The sequence below is a fragment of the Actinocrispum sp. NPDC049592 genome (assembly GCF_040675465.1).
GTDB lineage: Bacteria > Actinomycetota > Actinomycetes > Mycobacteriales > Pseudonocardiaceae > Kibdelosporangium.
Map to the genome: position 1 here is coordinate 165,333 of NZ_JBFAPA010000007.1, position 25,753 is coordinate 191,085.

Annotated in this window: 21 protein-coding genes and 1 pseudogene; 7 read left to right on the forward strand and 15 right to left on the reverse strand. The window is 69.2% G+C overall.

Annotated elements, in window-relative coordinates:
• Window positions 1-48: 48 nt before the first annotated feature.
• From AB0J95_RS19715 to AB0J95_RS19735, 5 genes are all read right to left on the reverse strand, one after another.
• Window positions 49-1,671 carry a glycosyltransferase family 2 protein gene (locus AB0J95_RS19715; RefSeq protein ID WP_364759275.1) on the reverse strand — a complete coding sequence of 541 codons (1,623 nt, stop codon included), beginning with the start codon at window positions 1,669-1,671 and terminating at the stop codon, window positions 49-51.
• Window positions 1,668-3,269, reverse strand: coding sequence for a sugar nucleotide-binding protein (locus AB0J95_RS19720; protein WP_364759278.1), 1,602 nt, complete (start codon window positions 3,267-3,269; stop codon window positions 1,668-1,670). The genes AB0J95_RS19715 and AB0J95_RS19720 overlap by 4 nt, the downstream gene beginning before the upstream one ends.
• An 84-nt stretch (window positions 3,270-3,353) precedes the next feature.
• Window positions 3,354-4,100 (reverse strand): DUF429 domain-containing protein, encoded by a 747-nt coding sequence (locus AB0J95_RS19725; RefSeq protein ID WP_364759281.1) that lies wholly within the window; start codon window positions 4,098-4,100, stop codon window positions 3,354-3,356.
• An 11-nt stretch (window positions 4,101-4,111) separates the two neighbouring features.
• Entirely contained in the window at window positions 4,112-5,068 is a 957-nt protein-coding gene (locus AB0J95_RS19730; RefSeq protein WP_364759284.1) for a DUF1152 domain-containing protein, read from the reverse strand.
• Between the two features lie 56 nt (window positions 5,069-5,124).
• Window positions 5,125-5,445: a helix-turn-helix domain-containing protein gene (locus AB0J95_RS19735; RefSeq protein ID WP_364759287.1), complete on the reverse strand. Its 321-nt coding sequence runs from the start codon at window positions 5,443-5,445 to the stop codon at window positions 5,125-5,127.
• Between the two features lie 68 nt (window positions 5,446-5,513).
• On the opposite strand from AB0J95_RS19735, the gene AB0J95_RS19740 reads away from it, so the two are divergent.
• Together AB0J95_RS19740 and AB0J95_RS19745 are read left to right on the forward strand one after the other, a co-directional pair.
• Window positions 5,514-6,689, forward strand: coding sequence for an MFS transporter (locus AB0J95_RS19740; protein ID WP_364759290.1), 1,176 nt, complete (start codon window positions 5,514-5,516; stop codon window positions 6,687-6,689).
• Window positions 6,686-7,447 carry a methyltransferase domain-containing protein gene (locus tag AB0J95_RS19745; RefSeq protein ID WP_364759293.1) on the forward strand — a complete coding sequence of 254 codons (762 nt, stop codon included), beginning with the start codon at window positions 6,686-6,688 and terminating at the stop codon, window positions 7,445-7,447. The genes AB0J95_RS19740 and AB0J95_RS19745 overlap by 4 nt, the downstream gene beginning before the upstream one ends.
• On the opposite strand, the gene AB0J95_RS19750 is transcribed toward AB0J95_RS19745, so the two are convergent.
• Window positions 7,423-8,430: a DUF2891 family protein gene (locus AB0J95_RS19750; protein ID WP_364759296.1), complete on the reverse strand. Its 1,008-nt coding sequence runs from the start codon at window positions 8,428-8,430 to the stop codon at window positions 7,423-7,425. The genes AB0J95_RS19745 and AB0J95_RS19750 overlap by 25 nt on opposite strands.
• Window positions 8,431-8,475: 45 nt before the next feature.
• On the opposite strand from AB0J95_RS19750, the gene AB0J95_RS19755 reads away from it, so the two are divergent.
• Window positions 8,476-9,876, forward strand: a complete 1,401-nt coding sequence (locus tag AB0J95_RS19755; RefSeq protein WP_364759968.1) for a class II 3-deoxy-7-phosphoheptulonate synthase — start codon at window positions 8,476-8,478, stop codon at window positions 9,874-9,876.
• A 460-nt stretch (window positions 9,877-10,336) separates the two neighbouring features.
• Here the strand turns inward: AB0J95_RS19755 and pknB are convergent, their stop codons facing one another.
• Window positions 10,337-12,292 (reverse strand): Stk1 family PASTA domain-containing Ser/Thr kinase, encoded by a 1,956-nt coding sequence (gene pknB, locus AB0J95_RS19760; RefSeq protein WP_364759299.1) that lies wholly within the window; start codon window positions 12,290-12,292, stop codon window positions 10,337-10,339.
• A 111-nt stretch (window positions 12,293-12,403) separates the two neighbouring features.
• Here pknB and AB0J95_RS19765 point away from each other — a divergent pair.
• Window positions 12,404-12,706 (forward strand): annotated as a pseudogene (locus tag AB0J95_RS19765) (Rv2175c family DNA-binding protein); the annotation flags it as partial.
• On the opposite strand, the gene AB0J95_RS19770 reads toward AB0J95_RS19765, so the two are convergent.
• Together AB0J95_RS19770 and mptB are read right to left on the reverse strand one after the other, a co-directional pair.
• Complete coding sequence (locus AB0J95_RS19770; protein WP_364759301.1) at window positions 12,643-13,659, reverse strand: phytoene/squalene synthase family protein; 1,017 nt, start codon at window positions 13,657-13,659, stop codon at window positions 12,643-12,645. The pseudogene AB0J95_RS19765 and the gene AB0J95_RS19770 sit on opposite strands and share 64 nt — an antisense overlap.
• On the reverse strand, window positions 13,646-14,920 hold the full coding sequence (gene mptB, locus AB0J95_RS19775; RefSeq protein ID WP_364759304.1) for a polyprenol phosphomannose-dependent alpha 1,6 mannosyltransferase MptB: 1,275 nt from the start codon (window positions 14,918-14,920) through the stop codon (window positions 13,646-13,648). Before mptB ends, AB0J95_RS19770 begins: the two co-directional genes overlap by 14 nt.
• Window positions 14,921-15,053: 133 nt before the next feature.
• On the opposite strand from mptB, the gene AB0J95_RS19780 reads away from it, so the two are divergent.
• Window positions 15,054-16,772 carry an FG-GAP-like repeat-containing protein gene (locus AB0J95_RS19780; protein ID WP_364759306.1) on the forward strand — a complete coding sequence of 573 codons (1,719 nt, stop codon included), beginning with the start codon at window positions 15,054-15,056 and terminating at the stop codon, window positions 16,770-16,772.
• 3 nt (window positions 16,773-16,775) lie between these two features.
• On the opposite strand, the gene AB0J95_RS19785 is transcribed toward AB0J95_RS19780, so the two are convergent.
• From AB0J95_RS19785 to AB0J95_RS19795, 3 genes are all read right to left on the reverse strand, one after another.
• On the reverse strand, window positions 16,776-18,116 hold the full coding sequence (locus AB0J95_RS19785; protein WP_364759309.1) for a hypothetical protein: 1,341 nt from the start codon (window positions 18,114-18,116) through the stop codon (window positions 16,776-16,778).
• Between the two features lie 73 nt (window positions 18,117-18,189).
• On the reverse strand, window positions 18,190-19,626 hold the full coding sequence (crtI, locus tag AB0J95_RS19790; protein WP_364759312.1) for a phytoene desaturase family protein: 1,437 nt from the start codon (window positions 19,624-19,626) through the stop codon (window positions 18,190-18,192).
• Window positions 19,627-19,658: 32 nt separating this feature from the next.
• Window positions 19,659-20,663 (reverse strand): polyprenyl synthetase family protein, encoded by a 1,005-nt coding sequence (locus tag AB0J95_RS19795; RefSeq protein WP_364759971.1) that lies wholly within the window; start codon window positions 20,661-20,663, stop codon window positions 19,659-19,661.
• Between the two features lie 144 nt (window positions 20,664-20,807).
• Here AB0J95_RS19795 and AB0J95_RS19800 point away from each other — a divergent pair, with 144 nt between their 5' ends.
• Window positions 20,808-21,695 carry a methylenetetrahydrofolate reductase gene (locus AB0J95_RS19800; RefSeq protein ID WP_364759315.1) on the forward strand — a complete coding sequence of 296 codons (888 nt, stop codon included), beginning with the start codon at window positions 20,808-20,810 and terminating at the stop codon, window positions 21,693-21,695.
• On the opposite strand, the gene AB0J95_RS19805 is transcribed toward AB0J95_RS19800, so the two are convergent.
• Window positions 21,692-22,345, reverse strand: coding sequence for a DUF3153 domain-containing protein (locus AB0J95_RS19805; protein WP_364759318.1), 654 nt, complete (start codon window positions 22,343-22,345; stop codon window positions 21,692-21,694). The genes AB0J95_RS19800 and AB0J95_RS19805 overlap by 4 nt on opposite strands.
• 132 nt (window positions 22,346-22,477) lie before the next feature.
• On the opposite strand from AB0J95_RS19805, the gene AB0J95_RS19810 reads away from it, so the two are divergent.
• A complete protein-coding gene (locus AB0J95_RS19810) occupies window positions 22,478-24,151 on the forward strand; it encodes a DUF885 domain-containing protein (RefSeq protein WP_364759321.1) in 1,674 nt (557 codons plus the stop codon).
• Window positions 24,152-24,173: 22 nt separating this feature from the next.
• Here AB0J95_RS19810 and AB0J95_RS19815 read toward each other — a convergent pair whose 3' ends face one another.
• Both AB0J95_RS19815 and AB0J95_RS19820 read right to left on the reverse strand, forming a co-directional pair.
• The gene (locus AB0J95_RS19815) at window positions 24,174-24,755 is read right to left on the reverse strand and encodes a TetR family transcriptional regulator (protein ID WP_364759323.1); all 582 of its coding nucleotides are present in this window, start codon (window positions 24,753-24,755) and stop codon (window positions 24,174-24,176) included.
• Entirely contained in the window at window positions 24,755-25,747 is a 993-nt protein-coding gene (locus AB0J95_RS19820; RefSeq protein ID WP_364759326.1) for an aldo/keto reductase, read from the reverse strand. Before AB0J95_RS19820 ends, AB0J95_RS19815 begins: the two co-directional genes overlap by 1 nt.
• Window positions 25,748-25,753 lie beyond the last annotated feature (6 nt).

Sequence of the window (25,753 nt, forward strand, 5' to 3'; positions counted from 1 at the left end):
GTCACGTTAAGGCCGCCAGCACTTCTGTGTCGATCAACCGTCCAGGGATCACACCCTAACGGTGTTAGAGGCTGGCCAGCCGTGTCGCCATTCCAGCCGGTTTCGCCAGGCCGAACGCCAGATCCTGCTACCGGCGGCGGCTCGGAGGGCGACGCCGGCGAGCAGGGCGATGGGGGCGTGGGGGTGGATGTGGTGGGCGTAGAGGGTGGCTTTGCCGCGGAGGATGTTGGTCAGCCGGGATTCGGGGGTGGAGCTGCCGCCGCCGTGGTGGAGGTGGACGGCGTGCGGGGTGAACATCGGGGGTGCGGGGGCGCGGAGGCAGAGGTCGACGTCCTCGCCGTAGAGGGTGTAGCGCTCGTCGAAGCCTCCGAGTTCGGTCCAGAGGTCGCGGCGGATCAACATCATCGAGCCGGTGAGGGCCGGGACCGCGCGGATGTCATCGCGGCGCCAACGACCGAGTGAATCGGGGTCGAGGGGTGTGGCGGACAGGCCGGTGGCGAACGCGAGCGCGTGCCACAGCGTGGGTCTGGCTAAGCAAGTCGTGGGATCGAGGTCGCCCGATGCGGTGATTGCGCGACCGCCGTAGAGGCCGACGGTGGGGAACCGGGCGGCCAATGTCAGCAGGTGGTCGATTGCGCCGGGATGCAGCTCGGCGTCTGGGTTGACCAGCAGCAGGTACGAGCCGTTGCCCAGACGGGCCGCCTGGTTGACGGCGGCGGCGAACCCGATGTTGGCGGGATTGCGGATCGCGGACGCAACCAGCGAGACCGTGTCATCCCGAGAGTCGTTGTCGACGATAGTGATCTGAACATCGGCGGACAGCGAACGGATGCTGTCAACGCATCTCGCGATGGTGTTAGCGCTGTTGTACGTGACGACAATGGCGTCCACAGTTGGCGGAATCGGTGCGCTGACAGCAGGACGCAACGAAGATGCCCGGCTCCAGCCAGGCCGGGATCGTCCCGTCAGGACAGTGGCGAACGCGGGCAGATGCGGCCACAACGACGGTTTGCGGGCAACGAAAGCGAGGTTCTTGCGCAGTCCGGCCGAGGGGGAGGAAGGCAGGGCGGCGTTGCCGGAACGCCAACGCCGGACAACCGAGATCAGCTCCCGTCCCTCCGGCAGGACCAGCAGGAACGACCCGGCCAGCGCTTGCTCGTGCGGCGAGAACTGGCCACGCACGAAGGCATCGTCCGCGACCACATCCGGGAACTTGTCCCACCGCGCACGGCCTGCGGCGTTCACGGCGTAGCAGCCACCACCGATGACCTGACCGGCGACCGCGGGCAGCGCGCTCCACACCTTGGCGAAGCTCCTGGTCAGCCGCGAACGTGGCCGGACCAGCAGGGGAGCGGGCCCGGCCAGCCGCGGCGACGGCGTGTCCAAAGCGGACGCAATCGCTTGCAGCGACCCAGGGGTGAGGACCGTGTCCGCGTCCAGGTACACCACCGGGCATCCGCGGCGGTAGGGCTCGGCGGCGTTGAGCGCGGCCGCCTTTCCGCTGCGCGGCAACGAGATCACGGTGACACCGGGCAACGAGGCGGCCTCGACGGTGTCGTCCGTGCAGCCGTCGGCCACCACGATGACCTGCACACCAGGTCCCAGCGCCGACCAGATGCATGCGCGGATCAGCGTTTCCTCGTTGTGCGCGGGAATGACGACGTCGATCATTCGGTGTACCGATCCAGGACGGCGGCGGCCGAGTAAACGCCGAGGAACACCGCGCTGCACGGCCATCGCGTCGGCCGCGAGACCAAACTCCGCACCACGCCACGGTGTCTGCGGTCGTCGTCCGCGTACTCGAGGTCGTGGGACTGCAGTTCGCGGTTCCCGCACTGGTAACGCCGACGCGCTCGGACCAACTCCTTCACACCTTCGGGGAGAACGACCTCGTACGTACCGTCACGCAAAACCGCACGTTCGTGTGAAGCGAAGTGCCAGCGGACCCATTTGTCATCCGAATGAACGTCGGGGAACTCATCCCAGCGTCGCCGCCCCTCGGCGGACACAGCGTAGGCGCCCATCGTGACCGGGGACTCCTTGACGTAGGGCAAGTCCTGCCAGGCCCGGTAGAACGCACGCGACACCACGCTGTGCGGCCGGACCGCTCGCGGCCGGGGCGCGGCGAAGTGGATCCCGGTGCCGGGACGGAGGATCCTGGCCAGCTCCGCGATGGCGTTCGGCGACAACACCGCGTCCTGGTCCAGGTAGAGCCGTGGCCCCTCGGGCAGTTCGGCCTCGGCGGCAGCGAAAGCGTTGGCGCGTTTGGGAGACGAGACGACCACGGAACACTCGGCGCCGGTCGCGCGGATGACCGGAGCCAGGCGCCGGGCTTCCTCCGCGGTGTCCTCGCGACCGTCGTTGACCGCGACGACCACGCGTAGTTTCCCGTCGAACCGTTGCCGGGCAAGCGAGATCATGCTGCGATGCAGGCAGTGCGCGCCGTTGTAGGCGGGGATGACCACACCGAACATCACCGTCGGCGCCATCGCCACGTTGCGCGGCCGCGCCTTCCCGCCAGGCAGGTCCAGTCTGGACACCGTCCGCAGCTTGGGTTTCACGTTCAACGAACTGGCCAGGCGGCAGGCCATGTCCCTCGGCGTCAGCACGTCCGGCCCGGCCAGGTGGATGACCCCGCGCACGTTCTTGCGGCCGAGGTCGACGATCGCCTTCGCGGCCTCGGACAGCTCCAGCGGCGTGCGGAACTCGTCCGCGCAGACCGTGATCTCCTTGCCCTGACTGAGATTTTCGTGCCACCGGGTCCAGGTCGTCGCACGTGGGCACACGGGCAGGCCGTGCAGCAGGGAAAGCCTGGCCACCAGGCCGGACTGGCCGGCGACGCGTTCCCCGGCGTGCTTCATCTCACCGTAGACAGATCGCGGCTTCGGCACGTCGGTGTCCCGGTAGCGCCCGTTTTTCGTGCCGTCCCAGACAAAATCCGTCGACGGATAGAAAAGCCAGGCGCCGGTGCGGGCCAGTTGGCGCGGAACGGTGAGGTTCAGCGCCCATGCGCGCTCCTGGTCGCGTTCGGCCGCGACCGGCGACGAGACCGCCGCCAGATGCACGATGTGCGTGGGCTGGAACGAATCCAGCACGTCGGTGAGCCGGGCGCTGTCGCACACATCGACCACGCGCACCTCGCCATGCGAGCCCGGGCACGGCCGATGGCTCAGGCCGAGAACCGTGACGTCCCGGTCTCGCAGCAACCGGGTGACGTGACCACCCAATTGTCCACACGAACCGGTGACCAACCACCTTTCCTGTCTCACACTTTGCCATCGCGCCAAGGCACGCCGGTATGACACGCGCCGGCCGCATACGCCCGAACGGGCGACAAGTTCCGGGCGAACGTGTCAACCCCGGAGCGCATCGAGCGGACAAGTGGGCAGTGCGATCCATCCCTCCCGCGCGATCCGGTCGCGTTGCGCCTTGTCCGGCGGGTCGGTTTTGCCCAGCACACAAGCACGTGCGAGCAGCGCGGCGATCACCGCGTCGAAGACGTGGTCGCTCGCCCGGCAAATGTCCTTGAACTGTCCCAGATCCAGCCACGGCGCCAGCTCACCGAGCTTGGCCACCAACCCGTCCAGTGCGGTGACGTTCTTGGTTCCCTTGTACTGCCGGTGGTCCATGTCCCAGTGTTTGAGCCCCGCCGCCGGGTACACCTCGACGATGAGCCCGGTGCCAAGCCGGTTGACGTCGTGCCCTTGCTTGGCGAGCAGCCCCTGCAACCGCGCCGCACGCATCGCGGTGATGCCGATCCGGTCCGTGGCAACGCTGAGCGGCGTCATCTGCCGAACTTCCCGCACGTACTCGTCGGTCAGCCGGTACGCCAACGAGTGCCGCCATTCCTCCGGCGGTGTGTGCATGTCCACCGGCCCCGCGCTGAAGTGGTGCCGGTACAAGAAGGTCAGAAACGTGTCGGGCCAGCCCAGCGGGCAGTCGATCCCGACCTTCTCGGCGCCATCGGTACAACGCACCACCGCGTCGTCATCAGCCGGTCGCACGACTTCAACCAATCGGGCGGTCCCGGAGTCCCATTGGATGACGGCGATCGCCGTGTTTTCCGGCTGGGCCGCGAGGTCAACACCGACAGTGCGCATGAGGTCATCCTTCAGTGGGGGATGGCGCGCCAGCGCCTCGGGTCGACGTGGTAGCGGTGCTCTTCGATGAGCAACGAAACCTGCGCCATGTCGTCGGTGTCCTCGAGCCGGTCGAGATACCCCACTCCGCGGGCGAGCCCGGTCAGCTCGACCGCGAAGTACAGGCCCATCAAAGGATTCACGAACAGTTCACTGTCCGCGGTCCTTGCGGTGAAACGAAAGTTCCCGAACTCGCCGCGGATCGCGGCCGCGATCTGGCCGTTGACGATGCTGGGCCGCAGCGGTGTCGCGGCCTGCGCGTGTGCGACCGCGTCCAGGTAGGCGGCTGCTTCGGCGGACTGCGACGGAATGGAGAACGCGCCGAGGTACGCGCCCTCTCGCTCCAGACTGGCCAGGTTCTCCAGCACGTGTGCGTGGCAGACACCGTGGTAGGAGTCGATGCCGAAGCCCAGGCACACCACGAACCGCTCGACGCCGTCCAGGCCCGCGACCGCGGCCAGGCTGGTCATGTCCTCTTCGGGCGTGCCCAGCCCCGCCTCGTCACCGCGCATCAGGATGTCCGTGCCGCCGTCGACCAGGATGATCGCGTCGATCTCCAACCGATCGATGAGCGTCCGGTACGCGGCTCGCAGCGGGCGGACTCCGGTGCGCGGGAAGGCGTACACAGTCGACGGCCGCTCTCGCGACTTCAGCCACCGGGCCAGCGCGCGTTCGGGAAAGTAGTGGTCGTTGCCCGCGGTGTCCGGATGGATGGCCGCCACGGCCGGCTCCAGCCAGACGTCGAGATCCAGCGCGCCCAGGTCCGTGAAGGACAGGTTGGCGAGGTGGATCTCCTTGCCCTGGGCGGAAAGCGCGACGGCCAGCGGGAGCCCCGCGTAGATGTCGAAGCCGCCGCCCGCGCCGGCGACCAGGATCCGCCTGGCGTCGCGCAACCGGGTGAACAGCGGCGGCTCGCACAAGGAGAACACGACAAAGAACACTACTGGCTCGGCGCGGACCGGTCACCGGCCTTCCGGCGGGATGATCACTGCCGAGCGGCGAGGATCCCGTCGAGCAGGCCCGGGTACAGCGTGTCCAGGTCCTCACGGCGCAGCGTGGTGATCCGCGCGGTGCCTTCCGGCTGCATCCGGGTCACGCCGGCCTCGCGCAGGATTCGCAAGTGGTGGGTGCGCGTCGACTTGGTGACCGGCAGCTCGATCGCGCCGCAGGCGACGCCCTCCGGGCCGATCCTGGCCAGCTCGCGCACGATGTGCAGCCGCACGGGATCGGCGAGGGCGTGCAGCACCTCGTCGATCTTGATCTCCTCGCGCGCCGGATGCGGCAGCACCTCCACCATGCGTCCCATTGTACGAAATCCATCGTAGTTTGACGACTGTCGTAGTACGGTGGCTGTCGAACAAAGGGGAAGGGTCCATGTCACCACGTACTTACCTGCTCGCCCTCGGCGCCTTCGCCGTCGGCACCAGCGGGTACATCGTCTCCGGCGTGTTGCCGCAGGTCAGCAGCCAGTTACATGTGTCAACCGCGACCGCGGGCCAGCTCACCACCGCGTTCGCCATCGCCTACGCCATCGCGTCGCCGCTGCTCGCGGGCGCCACCGGCCGGTGGGAACGCCGCCGTCTGCTCGTGGCCGCGCTCCTGGTCAGCACTGTGGGCAACGCCTTGGCCGCGATCGCGCCGAACTACGAACTGCTGCTGGTGTCGCGTGTGGTCAGCGCTCTGGGCGCGGCCGTGTTCACCCCAGCCGCGACCGTCGTCGCCACCGTCCTCAACCCACCCGAGCGCCGCGGCCGCGCCGTGGCCATGGTCTTCGGCGGGCTCACGTTCGCGCTGATCCTGGGCGTGCCCGCGGGCAACCTGCTCGGCGGCCGGATCGGCTACGAAGGCGTGTTCGGCCTGGTCGCGCTCGTGTCCCTGCTCGCCGCCATCAGCGTCTTCATCGGTGTGCCGAGGGTTTCCGCGCCGCCCGCGGTGACACTGCGGGAACGGTTCGCGGCCGCCGCCGACCGTCGCGTCCAGATGGTGCTGGGCATGACCGTGCTCGGCTGCTTGGCTGCGTTCAGTGTGTTCACCTACATCTCGCCGTTGCTGTCGCGGACTGCTGACGTGCACGGCACGACCATCAGCCTGCTGTTGCTCTGCTACGGCGTTGGCGGTGCTGTAGGCAACTCCGTGAGTGGCCGGATCACCGACAGGTACGGCAGCCGAGGCCCGTTGACCGTCGTCTTCATTGTGTTCACCGCCATCCTGGCGACACTGCCGTTGACTGCGACCACTGCTGTGAGTGCGGCTGTCGTGATGTTCGTGTGGGGCCTGTTCACCTGGTCGGTCAACCCGCCGATCCAGAACTGGCTGATCGAGCTGTCGCCGACGAACTCCGGGCTGCTGCTGTCGCTGAACGCGTCCGCGATCTACCTCGGCGCGGGTCTGTCGGGTGTGTTCGGCGGTCTGGTGATCAGTACCGTCGGCGTGCTCGCGCTGGCTCCGGTGGCCGCAATCATCGCTGCGGGCGCGGTGGTCCTGCTGTTGCTCGCCTCCCGTTCGCCCAAGCCGCAGGAGGAGGAACTCGCGCTAGTGTCGGCCGAGTGACGCACACGCCGGAGATGTTCGAGGCCGCCCTCACCACCTGGCGGGAATGGCAGGACAGCCCGTGGGGACGGCTTCGGTTCACGCTGGCGGAAGCCAACCTCGCCAAGCACATCCCGCCGCGCAGCCGGATCCTGGATCTGGCCGGCGCGGACGGCGGCGACGCGATCAGGCTTGCGGCACAAGGCCATGACGTCACCATCGTGGACTTCGCCCCGGCCATGCTCGCCGCCGCGAAGCAGCGAGCCGACGAAGCAGGCGTGCAGATCACGTGCGTGGAGGCAGATGCGACAGACATGCCGGACGCCGACTACGACGTCGTCCTGTGCCACAACCTGTTGCAGTATCAGGCAGATCCATCAGCCGCGTTGAAGTCCGCGGTGAGGTCGTTGCGGCCCAATGGGATTCTCTCGGCCATGGCGATCAACCGGCACGCCTCGCCGTTGACGACCGCCGTCCGCGAGCTGGACCTCGTCGGAGCGCTCGACGCCGTGACCGCGACTGAAGCGGATACACAAACGTTCAGCGCGAAGATCACGCTGTACACGGCCGAGGAGATCGCGGAGGTGCTGGAGGCGCTTGGCTGCGAGGTGCGGGCGCACTACGGAATCCGTTGCGTGAGCGACTACATCACGGATGACGACCGGAAACGCGAGCCCCAGTTCTACGCCGAGCTGGAACGGCTGGAGCTGGCGTTGACCGGCCGGCACCCGTACATGCACACCGCGCGGATCTTTCAGCTGGTCGCCAGCTCCAGGTAGGCGGCGAACGTCCCCAGCCAGTGCTCGATCGCGTAGTCGTAGCCGAACACGAACTCCCAGCCCATGGTCGCGTGCGCCTCGGCGGCGTCCGCGGCCGGTTTCGTGTACGGGTGGTCCCCCAGAGCGGTTGCGATGTTGCGCCAGGCCCACGCGCGGGACAGAGCGAGTCCGGCGAGGTGGGCGCCGTAGAGGTCGTTGGGGTGCCGGACCTGGGTGGGTTCCCGCAGGCCGTGCCAGCGGTCGGTGTCCAGGTCGGGCAGGAACGCGGCGAACCAGTGGCCGAACTCGGCGCTGTCCAGGACGCGGCGCATCAGGTCGGCCTCGGTGAGCGCGGGGGAGAGGAAGTCGGCGGCGTCCGGTTCGAACCCGCCGTACCCGGTGTCGGCGAAGTACCAGCGCACCGCTGCCGACTCGCACTCGTGCGCCAGTTCGGTGTCGCCCTTCGCGCGGGCGGCGTCCAGCACGAGCCCGGTGGCGAACGCTGTGTTGCCGTGCGTCCCGACGCGGACGGGCAGGTGTGCGACGGTGATCCACTCGAGCCAGCGGTCCCGGATCGCGTCGGCGATCGGGGCGACGGACCACTGGGTCCCCTCGAGCGCCGCATCCAACGCCAGCAGCCACGCCCACCCGTACGGCCGTTCCCAGTACTTGCCTTCGGCACCGCGGAAGAACGCCGCCTCGGTGGCGCAGCCCTCCGGCGTGATCAATGAGGTGAGAACTTCACCCGCTCCGGGCGCACCGGGTAACTCAGGGAAAGCGGAAAGCAGGCGAACAGTAAGCCAGGTTTGGTGAACACACGAGTGCCAGTCATACGATCCGGCGAACACCGGGTGCAGCGTGCGATGCGGGACGAGGTCGGCGGGCCCGGTGAGATGCCTGGTCCAGTGCACCGGGTACTCCCGCTGCAGGTTGGCCACGGCGGTCTCGAGCAACCGGTTCGCGGTTTCGCTGTCCAACTGGGTACTGCCGCGAAGTGGGGACATAGCCGCCAATCCTGCCTGACGGCGAATACGGTGCGAGCACCTCTTATCCTGGGCGTCGTGAACTGGACCGTGGACGTGCCCATCGACACGCTTCCCGAACTGCCCCCACTGCCGCCGGACATGCGCAAGGCCCTCGACGAAGCGCTGGCGCGGCCCGCGGCGCAGCAGCCGGAGTGGCCCGACCCGGAAGCCGTGCGCAAGGTGCGCACGGTCCTGGAGAGTGTCCCGCCGGTCACCGTGCCCGCCGAGATCGACCGGCTGCACGACCGGCTCGCCGAGGTCGCCAACGGCCAGGCGTTCCTGCTGCAGGGCGGCGACTGCGCCGAGACGTTCGCCGACAACACCGAGCCGCACATCCGCGGCAACATCCGCACGCTGCTGCAGATGGCCGTGGTGCTCACCTACGGCGCCAGCATGCCGGTGGTCAAGGTCGGCCGGATCGCCGGCCAGTACGCCAAGCCGCGGTCCAACGCCACCGACTCACTGGGCCTGCCGGTCTACCGCGGTGACATCATCAACTCCCTCGTGGCCACCCCTGAGGCCCGCGTCCCGGACCCCTCCCGGATGATCCGCGCGTACGCGAACGCCGGTGCCGCGATGAACCTGCTGCGTGCCCTCACGGGTGCGGGCATGGCGGGTCTGGCGAAGGTGCACGACTGGAACAAGGACTTCGTCCGCACCTCCCCGGCCGGTGAGCGCTACGAGGCGCTGGCCGCCGAGATCGATCGCGGCCTCCGGTTCATGGCCGCCTGTGGTGTGCACGACTACACCCTGGAGCACACCGAGATCTTCGCCAGCCACGAGGCGCTGCTGCTCGACTACGAACGCGCGCTGCTCCGGCTGGACACCAGCCGCGACGAGCCCCGGCTGTACGACCTCTCGTCGCACTTCCTGTGGGTCGGCGAGCGCACCCGCCAGCAGGACGGCGCCCACCTCGCGTTCGCCGAGCTGCTGGCCAACCCCATCGGCCTGAAGATCGGCCCCACCACCTCCCCGGAGCTCGCGGTCGAGTACGTCGAACGCCTCGACCCGCACAACAAACCGGGCCGCCTGACCCTCATCAGCCGGATGGGCAACCACAAGGTCCGCGACGTGCTGCCCGGCATCGTCGAGAAGGTCGAGGCCTCCGGCCACAAGGTCATCTGGCAGTGCGACCCCATGCACGGCAACACCCACGAGTCCTCGACCGGCTACAAGACCCGCCACTTCGACCGCATCATCGACGAGGTCCAGGGCTTCTTCGAGGTCCATCGCCGCCTCGGTACCCACCCGGGCGGCATCCACGTCGAGCTCACCGGCGAGGACGTCACCGAGTGCCTCGGCGGCGCCCAGGACATCTCCGACGCCGACCTCCAAGACCGCTACGAAACCGCCTGCGACCCCCGCCTGAACACCCAGCAGTCCCTAGAGCTGGCCTTCCTGGTCGCGGAAATGCTCCGCAGCTAACCCCACCAAGCCCGCCACCCGGGACGAACGCAGAACACACCCTGCACGAACGGGGGACACACCCGGGACGAACGGGGGACACGCCGACGAATGTCAGAAGCCCTCGGCGTGTCCCACATTCGCCGGGGGTGTGTCCCCCGTTCGTGCAGGGTGTGTCCCCCGTTGCTCCCGGGTGTGTCCCCCGTTCGTCCGGGCCGTGTTCACCTAGGGCGGCGCTTGGTGAGCCCATCGCGGCGCCAAGTAGGCACGCTCGCGGTTCGATTTTGTGCGGGGTGGCGGCGCACACAAGCTTGTCGGCGGGGCAGGTCGCAGACCTGCCCCCTTGTTTCCTGCCCGTGCGCCGCAGGGGTCCCCGCACAAAATCGAACCGCCCCAGCCCACATCCAGGCGCCGCCCCAGCCACGAAACTGGCGCCGCCCCAGCCACAGAAGACCAGAAGCGGCGCCCCACAAGACGCGAGCTAGAAGAAGCCGACTGCGACCTGAACCGTCGACCCCTTCTGCACCTTGGTCCCAGCGGGCGGTCCCTGGAACGCGATCCGCTTGTCGTCGTCATCCCGGTTGCCGCGCCCACCGAACACACCCACGACGTCCAGCTGCAGCCCCAGACCCTTGATCTGGTCGCGGGCCTCGTTCACCCGCTTCCCCCGCAGCTCGGGCACCGTCACCGCGTTCGAGATCAGCAGCGTCACCCGCTTGTCCTGCGGCGTCGACCCCGCGGACGGATCCGTCGAGATGACCTTCCCGCCGTCGATGCTCCGGTCGAAGGTGGTCTGCGTCTGGATGTCCGAGTAGCCGGCGGCCCGGAGGGCGTTGCGGGCGTCGTTCTCGGTCTTGCCGCGGACGTCGGGGATCGGCTGCAGCGGGGCGGGGCCCTTGCTCAGGAAGATCCCGACGCTGTCGCCGGACTTCAGCTGGGTGCCGGGGCTGGGGGAGACGCCGAGGACCGTGCCCTTGGCGACGTTGTCGTCGAAGTTGTCCGAGGACTGGTCGCGGACGGCCTTGAGGCCCTGTTCCTCGATGGCCTTGCGGACGGTGTCCTCGGTGGCGCCCGGTTCGAACTGCGGCACGACCGGCGGCCCGACCGACACGATCAGCACGACGGTCGAACCCTTGGCCACTTCACCGCCGGCCGCGGGGGTCGAGCTGATCACCTTGTCCTTGGGCACGTTGTCGTTGCGCTGTTTCTGGATCTGGGCGGCCAGGCCCGCGTCCTTCAACGCCTCGGTGGCGTTGGCCGAGCTCGTCCCGGCCACGACCGGGATCTTGACCTTCTCGGTGCCACTGAGCATCCAGAACCCGAGCCCGGCCAGCACCACCAGGACCGCCGCGACGATGGCCCACATCGGGATCCGCTTCGCGGGCTTCTTCTTCGGCGGTGGCGAGGAGGCCTTGGGTCGTCGCGGCGGCTGGGCTGGGGGCGGCGGCGGGATCGGCACGCCCGTCGGCGGCGAGGTGACGTCGGGCTGACGCAGCATGGCCTTGGTCCCGTTGTACCCGCCCGGCACGGCGGCGGGGGTGGTCTGCACCGTCGGGAACTCAGTGCCGGGCATGGTCGTCTGCCCGTGCGCCGAATGCGGGATCGGAACCTTGGGGGCGCCGATGATGCCGCGGACCCGCTGCAGCTCGTTCAGGAACGCCGCGGCGTCCGGCGGACGCACCGAGGGGTCACGCCGGGTAGCGCGCAGGACCAGCTCATCGAGGGCGGGCGGGATCCCGGGAACCGACCGCGACGGGGCAGGCACATCGTCGTTCACGTGCTGCCATGCCACCGAGATCGGCGTGTCACCCGCATAGGGCGGGTTGCCGGTCAGCATCTCGTACAGCAGCACGCCCGCGGAGTAGACGTCCCCGCTCGCCGTAGTAGCGCCGGTGGTCACCTGCTCGGGTGAAAGATAGGCAACAGTGCCGAGGATGACGCTGTTGCTCGTCGTCCCGGCGCTCGCCATGGCCTTGACCAGGCCGAAGTCGCCGACCTTGACCGTGCCCTGGCGGCCGATCAGCACGTTCTCCGGCTTGACGTCCCGGTGCACCAGACCCGCCTGGTGCGCGGCGGCCAGCGCGGACAGCACCGGCTCCAGCACGCTCAACGCCAGCGGCACGGGCAGCCGCCCGCGCTCGGTCAGCAGGTCCCGCAGGGTGCCGCCGTCGACCAGCTCCATCACCAGGAACACGTGGTCCCCGTCGAAGCCCTGGTCGTGGACCGCGATCACGTTCGGGTGATGCAAGCTGGCCGCGGCCCTGGCCTCCCGCTCGAACCGGTCCACGAAGGAGCGGTCCTCGGCGAACCGCTCGTCCATCACCTTGATCGCGACCGGACGTTCGAGCCTCATGTCCATGCCGCGGTACACAGCCGACATGCCACCACGGGCAAGCGGCGCGTCGACCCGGTAACGCTGCTCAAGCAACGTTGCCATCTGAAGCCCGCCCTTCTGCGCCACGGGTGCGATCGTAGGAGATCCCGCAGTGTCCTCGTGGCCACACTGCCTCATTTGTCATACGTGTGACGTGTGGCATCGTGTTCAGTTGTGAGTGCGATTCCCATTGCTGAAGATGTGCTCGATCCGGCAGTGGAGGTTTATACCCTGCGGGAAGTGGCCGACCGCATCGGCCGCTCGGTCAGCCGGGTGCAGCAGGCCCTCCGGGACCACCAGCTGCTCGCGGTGCGCAGGAAGGGCGAAGTGCTGGTCCCCGCGGTCTTCCTGACCGACGAGAACGAGGTGGTCAAGGGCCTGCCCGGGACCATCACGGTGCTCGTCGACTCGGGCTACTCGCCGAGCGAGATCCTGCGCTGGCTGTTCACGGCGGACGAGTCCCTGCCCGGCACACCCATCGAGGCCCTGCGCGGCAACCGCGGCCGTGAGGTCAAGCGCCGGGCCCAGGCCCTCGCGTTCTGACCCGCCGCGCGGGTGACGCCGGGCAGCGCGACCAGGAGACGCTGCCCGGTGGGTACCACCGCGCGCCGGTGCAGTACCGCGTAGTCCGCGGCCACGATCCGGTCCAGGATCCGCCGGTAGAGGGTGGCCGCGGTGCTGACGCACGGCCTCGACTCGGGCCGTAGCAGCGTGATCCCGGGTTCCGCGCGCCGGTAGACGGCGTACGTGCGGGCGACCAGGTGGGCCAGCGCCTGCCGGACGTTGGGGTCGGGCTTGCCGGTCCGGTGCACCCAGCGCAGCCGCGCGCGGTCCACGCCGAACGCCGCCAGCTCGTCCATCGGCAGGTAGATCCGGCCGCGGTCGAGGTCCTCGCCGACGTCCCGGAGGAAGTTGGTCAGCTGGAACGCCTCACCCAAGGCGGCGGCGTACGGCTCGGCCTCCTCGCGCGGCCCGGTCGTGCCCAGCACCGGCAGCATCTGCAGGCCGATCACGCCCGCTGAGCCGTGCATGTACCTGGCGAGGTCGTCGAACGTGGCGTACTCGGTGACGTCCAGGTCCATCCGCATGGACGCGAGGAAGTCGGTGAACAGGTCCCGGTCGATCCGGTAGCGCTGCACGGTGTCCTTCAGCGCCCGCAGCACCGGGTGCGTGCCGGTCCACATGGTTCGTTCCAGCGAGAACAGCTCCGCCGCCTGCTGGGACTTGGGCAGATCGCCGTCGACGATGTCGTCCGCGATCCGGGCGAACCCGTAGAGCGCGTGCACGGCTGGCCGGTCGGCGATCGGCAGCAGCCGGGTGGCCAGGAAGTACGTGCGGCCGTGGCTGGCGTTGATCGCGCGGCTCGCCGTGTAGGCGGCTCTGAGCTGCGGATCGGTGATCCCGGCCGCGTCGAGCTCACGCGTACTCACGGCGCACCCGGTATCCGAAGCCGATCGCGACCGCCGCGGTCAGCAACACCCACCACCAGTTGTAAAGACCGGTGTCCCCGTTCGGGTAGTTGATGATCACCAGCCAGGCCGAGGCACCGGCGACGATCGCCGGGCGGAACCGGAACCCGGCCGCGAGCACCAGCGGCCAGGTGAAGTACCAGGGCATCGTCACGGCGGACAACAGCACGGTCGCCAGCAAGGCCCACGCGGCATTGGCTATCGCCTGGGGGCCGCCCGCCCGGGAACGCCACCACAACACCACGATGATGCCCGCCAGCAGTGCCCAGCCGACCACACGTGCGGCGGGAATCACGCCGAACAACTCACCCACACCGGTGGGAAGTGACAGCCAGTGGATCAACAGGGAGTTACCGCCGAGGGCCTTGACCCAGCCGAAGTTCACCCCAGCGGCTAGTGTGCACAACCCGAAGACGGCCGCCACCACGACGGCTCCGATACCCGCGGCGGTGATGAACCCACGTCGGCGCGGCTGCGCGGCCCAGACCCAGACCAGGAACGGCAGCGCCACCGCGGCCGTGATCTTGATCGCCACCGCGAACCCGATCACGGCGAACCCGGCCACAGGCTTGCCGTCCAGTACGAGCAACGTCCCCGCGGCCATGAGCGCGATCATCAGCAGGTCGTTGTGCGGGCCGCCGACCAGGTGCACCAGGACCAGCGGGTTCGCCGCGCCCAGCCACAAGGCGTTGGACCCGCCGAGGTGCCGCTCCAGCCCGGGCAGAGTCGCGCAGAGCAGCACCATCCCGCTCGCGATCAGCAGCTTCGTCAGCAAGGCGGCCACGTACAGGTGCGGCCCGGTGACCGCGACCACGCTCTTCATCAGCAGGATGAACAGCGGTCCGTACGGCGACGGCGTGTTCTCCCAGACCCAGCTGACCTTGTCGGTGAGCACGCCGTCCAGTCCCGAGGGGCCGACCGTGTACGGGTCCAGCCCGGCGTGCGCGATCGCGCCCTGGGCGATGTAGATGTACAGGTCCTGGCTGAGGATCGGTGGGCACACCAGCAGCGGGACCGCGCCGACGCCGATCGCGATCAGCAGCTGCCGCCGCTCCGCGGTCCGCAGCCGGAGCCAGCCCCAGAACACCAGCGCCGCGCCCGCGTAGAACAGCACCCGGTTGCCGTTGAGGAACGCGCCCACGCTGATCGCCGTCGTCCCGGCGAGCACGAGCCCGAGGGTGAGGCCGTACCGGGTGGTGGACGGTGCTGCGATCGCTGACATCGGGCGCAATCCTCGCACCCGGCGACCGGGGTGCTGCCGGATGGGTCTGGCGCGAGGGGAGTTCCGCCGGTTACAGTCCTCGCGGCAATCACTTTCCCTGGGGGGTTCTTTGATGCGTCGAAGGTTCTTTGGCGTGCTCGCATTGACGGCCGCGATTGGTGCTCTCGCGGCCACTCCTGGTGCGGCAATAGGCGGCGGAGCCGAGGTACCGGACGGTACTTACCGGTTCACCGCGAAGATCGATGTGACCGGAATTCGGGCGTGTTCCGGTGTTCTGGTGGCGCCGCAATGGGTTGCCACCGCGAAAAGCTGTTTCCCGGAGGGCAATTCCGGGGTGCCGGTGAAAGCGGCCACCGCGACCGTCGGCCGCACCGACCTGACGAGCACCGCGGGCCATGTCCTGCCGATCGTCGAGCTGGTCCCGCGCGCCGACCGCAACCTGGTGTTGGCCAAGCTGTCCGCGCCGATCGGGGACATCCTGCCCGCGCCGGTCGCCACCACCGCGCCGGCCGCCGGTGACGTGCTCAAGCTGGCCGGTTACGGCCGCACGACGACCGAGTGGGCGCCCAACCGGCTGCACGCGGCCGACTTCACGGTCCAGTCGGTGAACGGCCCGAACGTCGCTGTCGCCGCTGCCGCCGGTAGTGCCGACCCGTGCCGCGGCGACGCGGGCGGCCCGGCGTTGCGCGAGGTCAACGGCCAGGTCCAGCTCGTGGCGATCAACAGCGCCTCGTGGCAGCACGGCTGCTTCGGCGAGACCGAGACCCGCAACGGCGCCACCGAGACCCGCCTCGACGACATCGCCGCGTGGATCAAGGACTCCACCAGGACGCAAGCGTTCACGGGTGGCCAGGAGGCCTGGCGCGACTCGATGTGGTTCGACAAGACCAAGCTGGTCTCCGGTGACTTCGACGGCGACGGCAAGGAGGATGTGGCCGAGCTGTACGCGTGGAACGCGGGCCAGAGCGTCATCCACACCTGGACCAACACCGGCAGCGGGTACACCTTCAACTACGCCGTCTGGAATTCCGGCCCGAACGGTTTCGTGTGGGATAACGCACAGTTCGTCGCCGGCGACTGGAATGGCGACGGTAAGGACGACCTGGCCGTGCTGTACGCGTGGAACACGACGCAGAGCGTGATTCACACCTGGACCAGCACCGGTACCGGGTTCACGTTCAACTACGCGCCGTGGAATTCCGGGCCGAATGGTTTCACCTACGCCAACGCCAAATTCACGGCGGGTGACTGGAATGGTGATGGCAAGGGCGACCTGGCTGTTCTCTACAAGTGGAGCGACACCGAGAGCGTCATTCACACGTGGACCAGCACCGGTACCGGGTTCACCTTTAACTACGTCCTCTGGCACGACGCGAGCTTCGCGTGGCAGAACGCCAAGCTGCTGGCCGGCGACTGGACCGGGGACGGCAAGGACGACCTGGCCGTGCTCTACAAGTGGACCGACGACCGCAGTGTCATCCACACCTGGACCAGCGCGGGAACCGGCCTGACGTTCAACTTCGCGAAGTGGGACTCGGGCAGCGACGGCTTCAAGTGGGCCTCGGCCAAGCCGTTCGCGGGTGACTTCAACGGCGACGGCAAGTCCGACATCGGCGTCATCTACGACGACACCAAGGCCACCGTGCAGACCTGGACCAGCGATGGTGCCGGGTTCGCCCGCAACAAGCAGGTGCTGTGGCAGCTGGGCCCGGTCCAGCCGGTTCAATGGGCTTGGAACGCCGTGGTCCCGCTGCCGTCGGACATCAACGGCGACCACCGGACCGATCTGGTGACGTTGTTCGACAACGGCAACGACAACGCCAGCCTCTACCGGTTCACCAGCACGGACTGACGCTCACTTCCGGGCACAGCCGACCCATTGGCCGGACGGGCACGCGCCCGTCCGGCCTTTGTACGCGTCCACCAGCTGACGGGCCAGGGCATGCGCGGAGGCGGGGTCGCCGGTGGTGGCGACCTGGTCGACCGCGCACTTGACGCCCTTGCTGGCCTGGCAGTACTTCAGCTGGTCGTCGGCGGCCTTGCGCCAGTCGTTGCCGCTGGCCACGCCGTACTTCCAGATCTGCTTGTCCGACGAACCCGCGTCGTCGCGCAGCACGAACACGTGCTCGTCGCCCTGCGGGTTGGCCACCGGCGTCTCGGCGGAGGACGCCAACGTCCGCAGGCCGGCCGGGTCGGGCGGCGTGACCAGGGCCATCGCCGTCCACTCGGCCCCGTACGGGTGCTGCCCGGGGACGGACTGGGCCCGGCGGAAGAACTTGTTCCACTCCGGCGACGCGAGCGTGCAGGTCGCGTTGCCGGACTGGCCGGGCTGCAACACATCGGTGCGCGCCTCACACGAGCCGATCTGCGCGCCTTCGCCCTTCCAGGTCGCCTTGATCGCCACCCGTGCCGCGGACCGGCCGATGTTGGTCAGGTCCACGACGATCGCGCAGCTGGCCGCCGAGCAGTTCTCGAACTTGTACTCGCCCTGCTTGACCCCGATGAACGGGTCGTAGGCGCCGTCCAGTTCGGCCGCCTTCGTGGCGAGATCCCGGTAGACCGCGGCCATGTCGCTGGTCGCGTCGGAGACGTTGAACGCCAGGTCGTGCACTTTGGTCGGATCGGTCTTGCCGGTCTTGTTCAGGTCGAACCGGACGATCCCGTAGGGCGCCTGCGCGCTGAGGAAGACCGACCCCGCGTCGGTCTCCACCTCGTACACCTCGGTGCCCGCGATCGTCGTCTTCTTGCCGTCACCGACGGGCTTTCCGAACAGGGCGGCCAAAGCGTCGGTGTCGAAGATCCGTTCCACGTCGACGCCCAGCAGCACACCCGGGGTCTTCGTCCAGCGGTCGGCGATGATCGGCGCGGTCGAGTCGGGCACCCCGGACAGCTTGAGCCAGAAGTCCACGCCGCCCTTGAGGTACAGCGTGTGGTCGAGCACCAGGATGTTCGCGGGCAGGCCGTTGACGGTCAGCTGCCCGCTGGACTCGCCCGCCTTGGTCACCGTGACGTCCAAGGTGACCTTGTCGCCCGCGGGAGCGGTCAGCGAACCGTTGTACCGCAACGCCCCGGCGCCCTTGAGGTCCACTGTGGACTCATTCAGCGCGTCCGGCGCGGAGAACTTGGCGACCTGCGGCGGAGGGGTGTCGTCGGACGAGCCGGTGCAGGCCGCGCACAGCAGGACCACACTCAGCAAGACGCCCAGTCTCCGCATCAACCGTCCCGTTGTCCGTGGCGTACGCACCAGTCTGCCAACGGACCGCCGGACGTCAAGAACCCCCGGTGATCCGTTGAGCTGCCAGTTTGCCTGAGATCAGCACCGGCGGTACGCCCACCCCTGGCGTTGTGCCGCAGCCGGCCAGCACGGCGTTGTCCACATGCGGGACGAGGTTGCGCGGACGGAACGGGCCGGTCTGCCGGAACGTGTGGGCCAGCGAGAACGGCGTTCCGGCGCCGAGTCCCTGCGCCTCCCAGTCCGCCGGAGTCACCAGTTCGGCGATCCGGATCGAGCCGCCGAACCCGGTGAGACCTCGTTTTTCCAGTACGCCAACAAGTTCATCACGATACGCGGAACCGACCCGCGGCCAGTCGATCCGGCCGGTCCTCAGGTTCGGGCAGGGCGCGAGGACCTGCACGACCTCGTGCCCGGGCGGCGCGAGCGACGGATCGGTCGCGGTTGGGCGGGTGACCAGCAGGGACGGGTCGGTCATCAGCCGCCCGGACCGGGTGATCTCGGTGAACGTCCGGTCCCACGCGCCGCCGAAGAAGATCGTGTGGTGGTCCAGCATCGGCCACGTCCGGTCCACGCCCGCGTGCAGCACGACCGCGGACGGTGACCACTGCAGCGGGACGAGCCGCTTCGGGTGAAAACCCAGCAGTCTTCGGCTGACCGGCAGGTCGGGAGTCAGCACCACAGCGTCACACGCGATTCGCTCACCCGTGTTCGTGCGAACGGCCGTGAACCGCGAACCGATCCGCTCCAGCCACGCCGCCCGGCAGGAGAACCGCAGGCTGGCACCGGCGTTCTCGGCCGCGTCCGCCATCGCCTGCGCGACCGCGTTCACCCCACCGCGCGGAAACCACACGCCCGCGATGGTGTCCATGTAGGCGATCACGCCGTACGCGGCCAAAGCCTTGCGCGGCGGCACACCCGCGTACAGCGACTGGAACGAGAACAGCCGCCGCAGCCGCGGATCGCTGAGGTAGCGCCCGATCGCGGGCCCCAGCTTGCCGAACCCGCCGAGCGCGACCAGGCTCGCCAACCGCGAACCGACCAGGTCCAACGGCGAGTCGAAGTTGGCGCCGATGAAGGAGTCCCGTTCGACCCGGTACAGCTCGGTCAGCCAGCGCCGCAGCTTGCGGTACCCGTCGGCCTCCCGCGCACCGGCGACCCGCCGGACCTCGTCGGCCATCGCGTCCTCACCGGAGAACACCGAGATCTCGCTGCCGTCCGGGAAGTGCGCGCGGTAGGCCGGATCCAGCTTGACCAGCTCCGGCATGGGCGCGCCGACCGCGGCCAGCGCGTCGGCGACCAGCTCGGGCATGGTCAGCACGCTCGCACCGGAGTCCACGGTGAACTCGCCCATCCGCATGCGCCCGGCCCGTCCACCAGGCGTGGGTGAGGACTCCAGGACGGTCACCTGACGGCCGGAGCCCAGCAGGTGCAGCGCGCACGACAACCCGGCCAGCCCGGCGCCGACCACCACGACGTGATCGGTGGCGCCCTTGACGGTCCTGGTCAGTGGTTCCTCCGCGTCGCGGCGACGGCCAGGGCGGCGAGCCGCTCACCCGCGGGCGCCGCGAGGTCGGCCGACTCCAGCGCCCGCATCGCGCTCGCGGTCAGCGCCTCGATCCGGTCCTCGACGGCGGCGACCGCACCGGACTCGGTCAGCACGCTGCGCGCCCGCGTCACGTCCGCATCGGTCAGGTCCCGGCCCAGCACGTCCCGCAACACAGCGGCCCCCGCCGGAGTGGCCCTTTGCAGGCCGAGCGCGACCAGCAGGGTCCGCTTGCCCTCACGCAGGTCGTCCCCGGCGGGCTTGCCGGTCACGTCGGTGTCGCCGAAGACGCCCAGCAGGTCGTCGCGCAGCTGGAAGGCCACGCCGATGTCGGCGCCGAACTCCCGCAGCCGCTCGACCAGCTCGGTGTCCGCCCCGGCCAGCGCGGCGCCCATCTGCAGCGGGCGTTCGACGGTGTACGCGGCGGTCTTCATCCGGGCCACCCGCAGCGCGGCCTCCGGCGACTCGTCGCCCTCGACCTGCGTGAGGATGTCCAGGTACTGCCCGGCGAGCATCTCCGAGCGCATCGCCTGCCACGGTTCGCTGGCCGCGGCGAGCCGGTGCGAGGCCAGCCCGGAGCTGTAGAACATGTCGTCCGCCCAGGCCAGCGCGATGTCGCCGAGCAGGATCGCGGCGGCCATGCCGAACCGGTCCGGCGAGCCCAGCCAGCCCCGCTGGCGGTGCAGATCGGTGAACGTGACGTGCACGGTAGGCGAGCCACGGCGGACCGCGGAGGCGTCCATCAGGTCGTCGTGCACCAGGGCACACGCCTGGATCAGCTCGAGACCGCTGACCGCGTGCAGCACGGCCTGCGCGTCCGGTTCGCCGCCCGCGCCGCGCCAGCCCCACCACGCGAAGGTCGGCCGGATCCGCTTGCCGCCCCGCAGGATGAACTCCACCAGCGAGTCGAGCGCGTCCGCGAGCTCCTGGGTCAGGCTGGCCATCGTGGACTGCTTGGCCGCCAGGTACTCGGTCAGGGTCCGCTCGACGTGCTCGCGGATGGCGTCGTCGATGAGTTCGGTTCGTGGCGCTGGGTGCACACGACCATGGTGCGCCCTTCACTGCTTGGCCGATTCTGCGGGGTCAGGTGTGCCGATAGGCTTTCGGTCATGACGTCCGTGCTGGAGCGCATCTCCGTCGACCGTGTGGTGTTCTCGGTGGAGTTCATGCCACCCCGCGACGACGCTGACGAGCAGATCCTCTGGCGGGCGATCCGGGAGCTCGAGGGGCTCGACCCCGCCTTCGTCTCGGTCACCTACGGTGCCGGGGGCTCCCGCCGGGACCGGACAATCCGGACGACCGGCCGCGTCGCTCGCGAAACCACGCTCGTTCCCATGGCGCATCTCACAGCCGTCGACCACTCGGTGGCCGAGCTGCGCAACGTCATCGGCTGGTACGCGGCCGTCGGCGTGCACAACGTGCTCGCGCTGCGCGGCGACCCCCCGGGCGACCCGATGGGGGAGTGGGTCAAGCACCCGCAGGGCCTGACCTACGCGTCCGAGCTGGTCCAGCTGGTCCGTGAGCTGGGGGACTTCTGCGTTGGCGTGGCGGCGTTCCCGTACGGGCACCCGCGTGCGCACGACCTGGACGTCGACGCTGATCACCTGGTGCGCAAGATCCAGGCCGGCGCGGACTTCGCCATCGGTCAGCTCTGCTACGACGCCGACGACTTCCTCCGGCTGCGCGACCGGGTCGCGTCCCGGGGCTGCGACGCCCCGATCCTGCCCGGTGTGATGCCGCTCACCACGCCCAAGATGCTGGGCAAGACGGTGGAACTGTCCGGCGCACCGGTGCCCGCGAACATCGCCGCCCGGCTGGAGCCGCTGGTGGACGACCCGAAGGCGTTCCGCGCGGAGGGCATCGACGTGGTGACCGAGATGTGCGAGCGGTTCATCGCCGAGGGCGTCAACGTGCTGCACTTCTACACGTTCAACCGGTCCAAGGCGACCAAGGAGGTGCTCGGCAGGCTGGGTCTGGTTCCCAGCAGGACGGCCTAGACGAGCTGGGACTGGTTGTACTCGGACTGACGGATCTGGCGCACGTTCCGGCGGTGCGCCACCAGGGCTAAGACCAGCACGAGTAAGGCGGTCCCGACCGCGCCCGCGCCGACGATGAGCACCCAGCGGGTCCAGGACATCCCGGACTGGTCGCTGTACTGCACGGTCGCGCTGAACTCGGTGACCTGGCCCGCCTTGGCGTCCCAGGCGACGCTGTTGTCCTGCTCGACCCGGCCGTTGGTCTTGCCGACCTGGGCCGGGAAGGCGATCTTCAGCTGCACGTCGACGCCCTCGGGCCGCAGCTGGGTCAGGTTGATCGATCCGGCCAGCGAGACGATGTCGCCCGAGCGGCGGAAGTTGAGCTGGTACTTGGCCGACTGGCTGCTGAGGTTCTGGCTGAGCGTGCGGACCTGGTCGAAGCTCAGGTTCTCGAAGTGCACGGTCTGGCCGACGTACCCGTCCGCCGCGTACGGCGTGAGCGTGACCTTGTCGGTCAGCTCGGCGGAGACGGTCAGCGGCGGGCCGGTGTCCTCGGGTTTGGTCTGGACCGTCGCGATCTCGATGGTGCCGGAGACCAGGTCGTCCGAACCGAGGGCCATGGCCGCGTGCACACGCACGCAACCGGCCAGCGCGAAGGCCAGCATGAGCACGAGGGGGAGGACAGCCCACCGGCGGGCTGGGCGGTGGGAAGCCGGATGCACCGGATCATCGTGCCAGCTCTGTCCAGTAGTTTGCGAAAGAAGTCGGGCCCGCCGCCGCATTTCACGCGGTAACGTCCGGGCATGTCGTCCGAGTCCGCGAACGTTCACGAGGCCTGCAACCGCTACGTGGACGAGTTCGCCACCCTGGATCCCCTGGCCGCCACATATGCCGGAATCGCATCACATGAGTCCGGTATCACCGACTTCTCGCCCGACGGGGTGCGAGAACGGGTCGACCTGGCCGCGCGCTACCTGCGTGAGGTCGAGGCGATCGAACCGGCCGACGAGGCCCAGCACGCGGCCCGGGCGCACTTCCTGGAACGCCTGGGTCTCGAGGTCGAGCTGAACGAGGCCGGCCTGGACATCGGGCGGGTGAACGTGATCTCCAGCCCGGTCCAGGAGCTGCGGATGGTCTTCGACCTGATGCCTGCCGACACCGCGGACGACTGGGCGGTGATCACCGAGCGCCTCGCCAAGGTGCCCGAGGCGATCACCGGCATGCGTGCCGCCCTGCAGGACGCGGCCCGCCGGGACCGGCTGGCGCCGGTCCGCCAGATCACCAAGGTCGCCGAGCAGTGCGAGACCTGGGCCGGGCCGGACGGCTTCTTCGGGGCGCTGGTGGACAGTGGCCGCGCCGTCGAAGGTGTCCCGGCGGACCGGCTCTCGGCCGCGGCGGGTGCCGCGGCCGAGTCGTATGGAGAGCTGGCGCGGTTCCTGCGGACCGAGATCGCCCCGCAGGCCCCCGCCAGGGACGCCGCCGGGCGGGAAGCGTACGAGCTGTGGTCGCGCTTGTTCATCGGCGCCAAGCTCGACCTGCAGGAGGCCTACGAGTGGGGCTGGGCCGAGTTCTTCCGGGTGGAGAAGGAGATGGTCGCGGTCGCCGAGCGGATCAAGCCCGGCTCGACCCTGGCCGAGGCCGCCGCGACCCTCGACGCCGACCCGCGTTACCTGGTGCGCGGCCGCCGTGCGTTCGAGGAGTGGATGCAGCGCCTGTCCGACAACGCTTTGGCTGAGCTGCGCGGGGTGCACTTCGAGATCCCCGACGAGCTGATGCGGCTGGACTGCAGGATCGCCCCGGCCGGTGGTCCCGTCGGGGCCTACTACACCGGGCCGAGCGACGACTTCAGCCGGGCGGGGGCGATGTGGTGGTCGCTGCCCGCGGACCGCGAGGAGTTCACCACCTGGCGCGAAGTGTCCACTGTGTACCACGAGGGCGTGCCGGGACATCACCTGCAGATCGCCACCGGCGTCTACCAGGCCGAGTCGCTCAACCGGTTCCAGCGGCTGCTCGGCTGGGTGTCCGGGCACGGCGAGGGCTGGGCGCTGTACGCCGAGCGGCTGATGCAGGACCTGGGGTACCTGACCGACGACGGCGACCTGATGGGCATGCTCGACGCGCACCTGTTCCGCGCCGCCCGCGTGATCATCGACATCGGCATGCACCTGGAGCTGGAAATTCCGGCGGGCAGCGGGTTCCACGACGGCGAGCGGTGGACTCCCGAACTGGGCCTGGAGTTCATGCTCACCCGCACGATCACCGACCCGGCCCATGTGCACGACGAGATCGACCGGTACCTGGGCTGGCCCGGTCAGGCGCCCGCGTACAAGCTGGGCGAGCGCCTTTGGCTGCAGCTGCGCGACGAGGCCCGTCGCCGCGCCGGGGATTCCTTCGACCTCAAGGACTTCCACATGCGTGCGCTGCGGCTGGGCTCGATGGGCCTGGACAACCTGGGCGCCAGCCTGCGCAGGCCGTGACTTCGGCGGCCTCGCACCCTGTTCAGCGGGGTGCGAGGCCGTTGAGCACCAGGTCGGCCACGGCGTTGAAGGCGTCCTCGATCCCTTCGGACGACCAGTGGGCGGCGTACGCGGGATCGTGAAACCGTGCTGTGGCGTCGAAGACGGCCTGTGCGGTCAGCGGGAGGTCGACCGGCCGGAACTCCCCGGCGGCCACGCCCTCGCGCAGGATCACCTCGATCTCGGCCACCATCTTCGCGATGTGCTCGGCGACCACCCCGCTGGTCTCGCGCACCAGCACCTCGAACGTGGCGAACAGTTCCGGATCGTCCAAAGCCTTGTGCCGCTTGGCTTCGAACAAGCACCACAGCCATTGCCGCAGCCGCACCGGCGCGGGCGCCCGCAGTTGCAGGGCAAGCGTGACCGAGGCATGCGCGCGGTCCAGCCAGCGCCGCGTCACCGCCTCCCGTAGGGCCGCCTTGCTCGGGAAATGCCGGTAGACACTGCCATGGCTCACGCCCAGCGCGCGAGCGACGTCCACGACGGTCGCCTTGGCCGGGCCGAAGCGGCGCAGGACATCCTGCGCCGCTTCGAGAATCTGCTCGCCGGTGAGCGCTTCGGCCATCAGCGCTCGCTGTCCAGCATGGCCATCTGGGCGGCCGCGTAACGGTCGCCCGCGGCCGCGCCGTCCGGGACGGCGCTCTCGATCTGGTCGAGATCCGCCTGTGACAGGTCCACTTCGAGCGCTCCGATCGCTTCACTGAGCCGCTCCCGCCGGCGGGCGCCGACGAGGGGCACGATGTCCTTACCGCGCGACAGTACCCAGGCGATGGCGATCTGAGCGACGGAAACCCCCTTGTTGTCCCCAACCTCGCGCAAAGCATCCACAAGCCCGAGGTTGTGGCTGAGGTTCTCGCCCTGGAACCGCGGGCTGTTGCCGCGGAAGTCCCCGGCGACGTCGCGGTCCTTGGTCCAGTGGCCGGACAGCAGACCGCGTGACAGAACGCCATAAGCCGTCAGCCCGATACCCAACTCCCTCAGCGCGGGGATGATTTCGCGTTCCGGTCCGCGCGAGATCAGCGAGTACTCGATCTGCAGATCCGTGATCGGGTGCACGGCGTGCGCACGGCGCACGGTCTCCGCGCTGACCTCGGACAGCCCGATGTGCCGCACGTACCCGGCCCGTACCAGTTCGGCGATCGCGCCGACGGTCTCCTCGATCGGGACGTTCGGGTCCAGCCGGGCCGGCCGGTAGATGTCGATGTGGTCGGTGCCCAGCCGGCGCAGGGTGTAGGACAGCGCGGTCTTCACCGCGGCGGGACTGGTGTTGTAGCCGAGCCACTGACCGTCGGGCCCGCGCTGCGCGCCGAACTTGACGCTGATCGCGATCTGGTCGCGGTCCCGGTCCTTGAGGGCACGGCCGATGAGCATCTCGTTGTGGCCCATGCCGTAGAAGTCGCCGGTGTCGATCAGGGTGACGCCCGCGTCCAGCGCGGCGTGGATGGTGGCGATGCTCTCGGTCTCGTCGGCCGGGCCGTACATGTCCGACATGCCCATCGCGCCGAGGCCGATCGCCGAGACCTCCGGGCCGCCGGTACCGAGTTGACGCTCTCGCACTTGAGG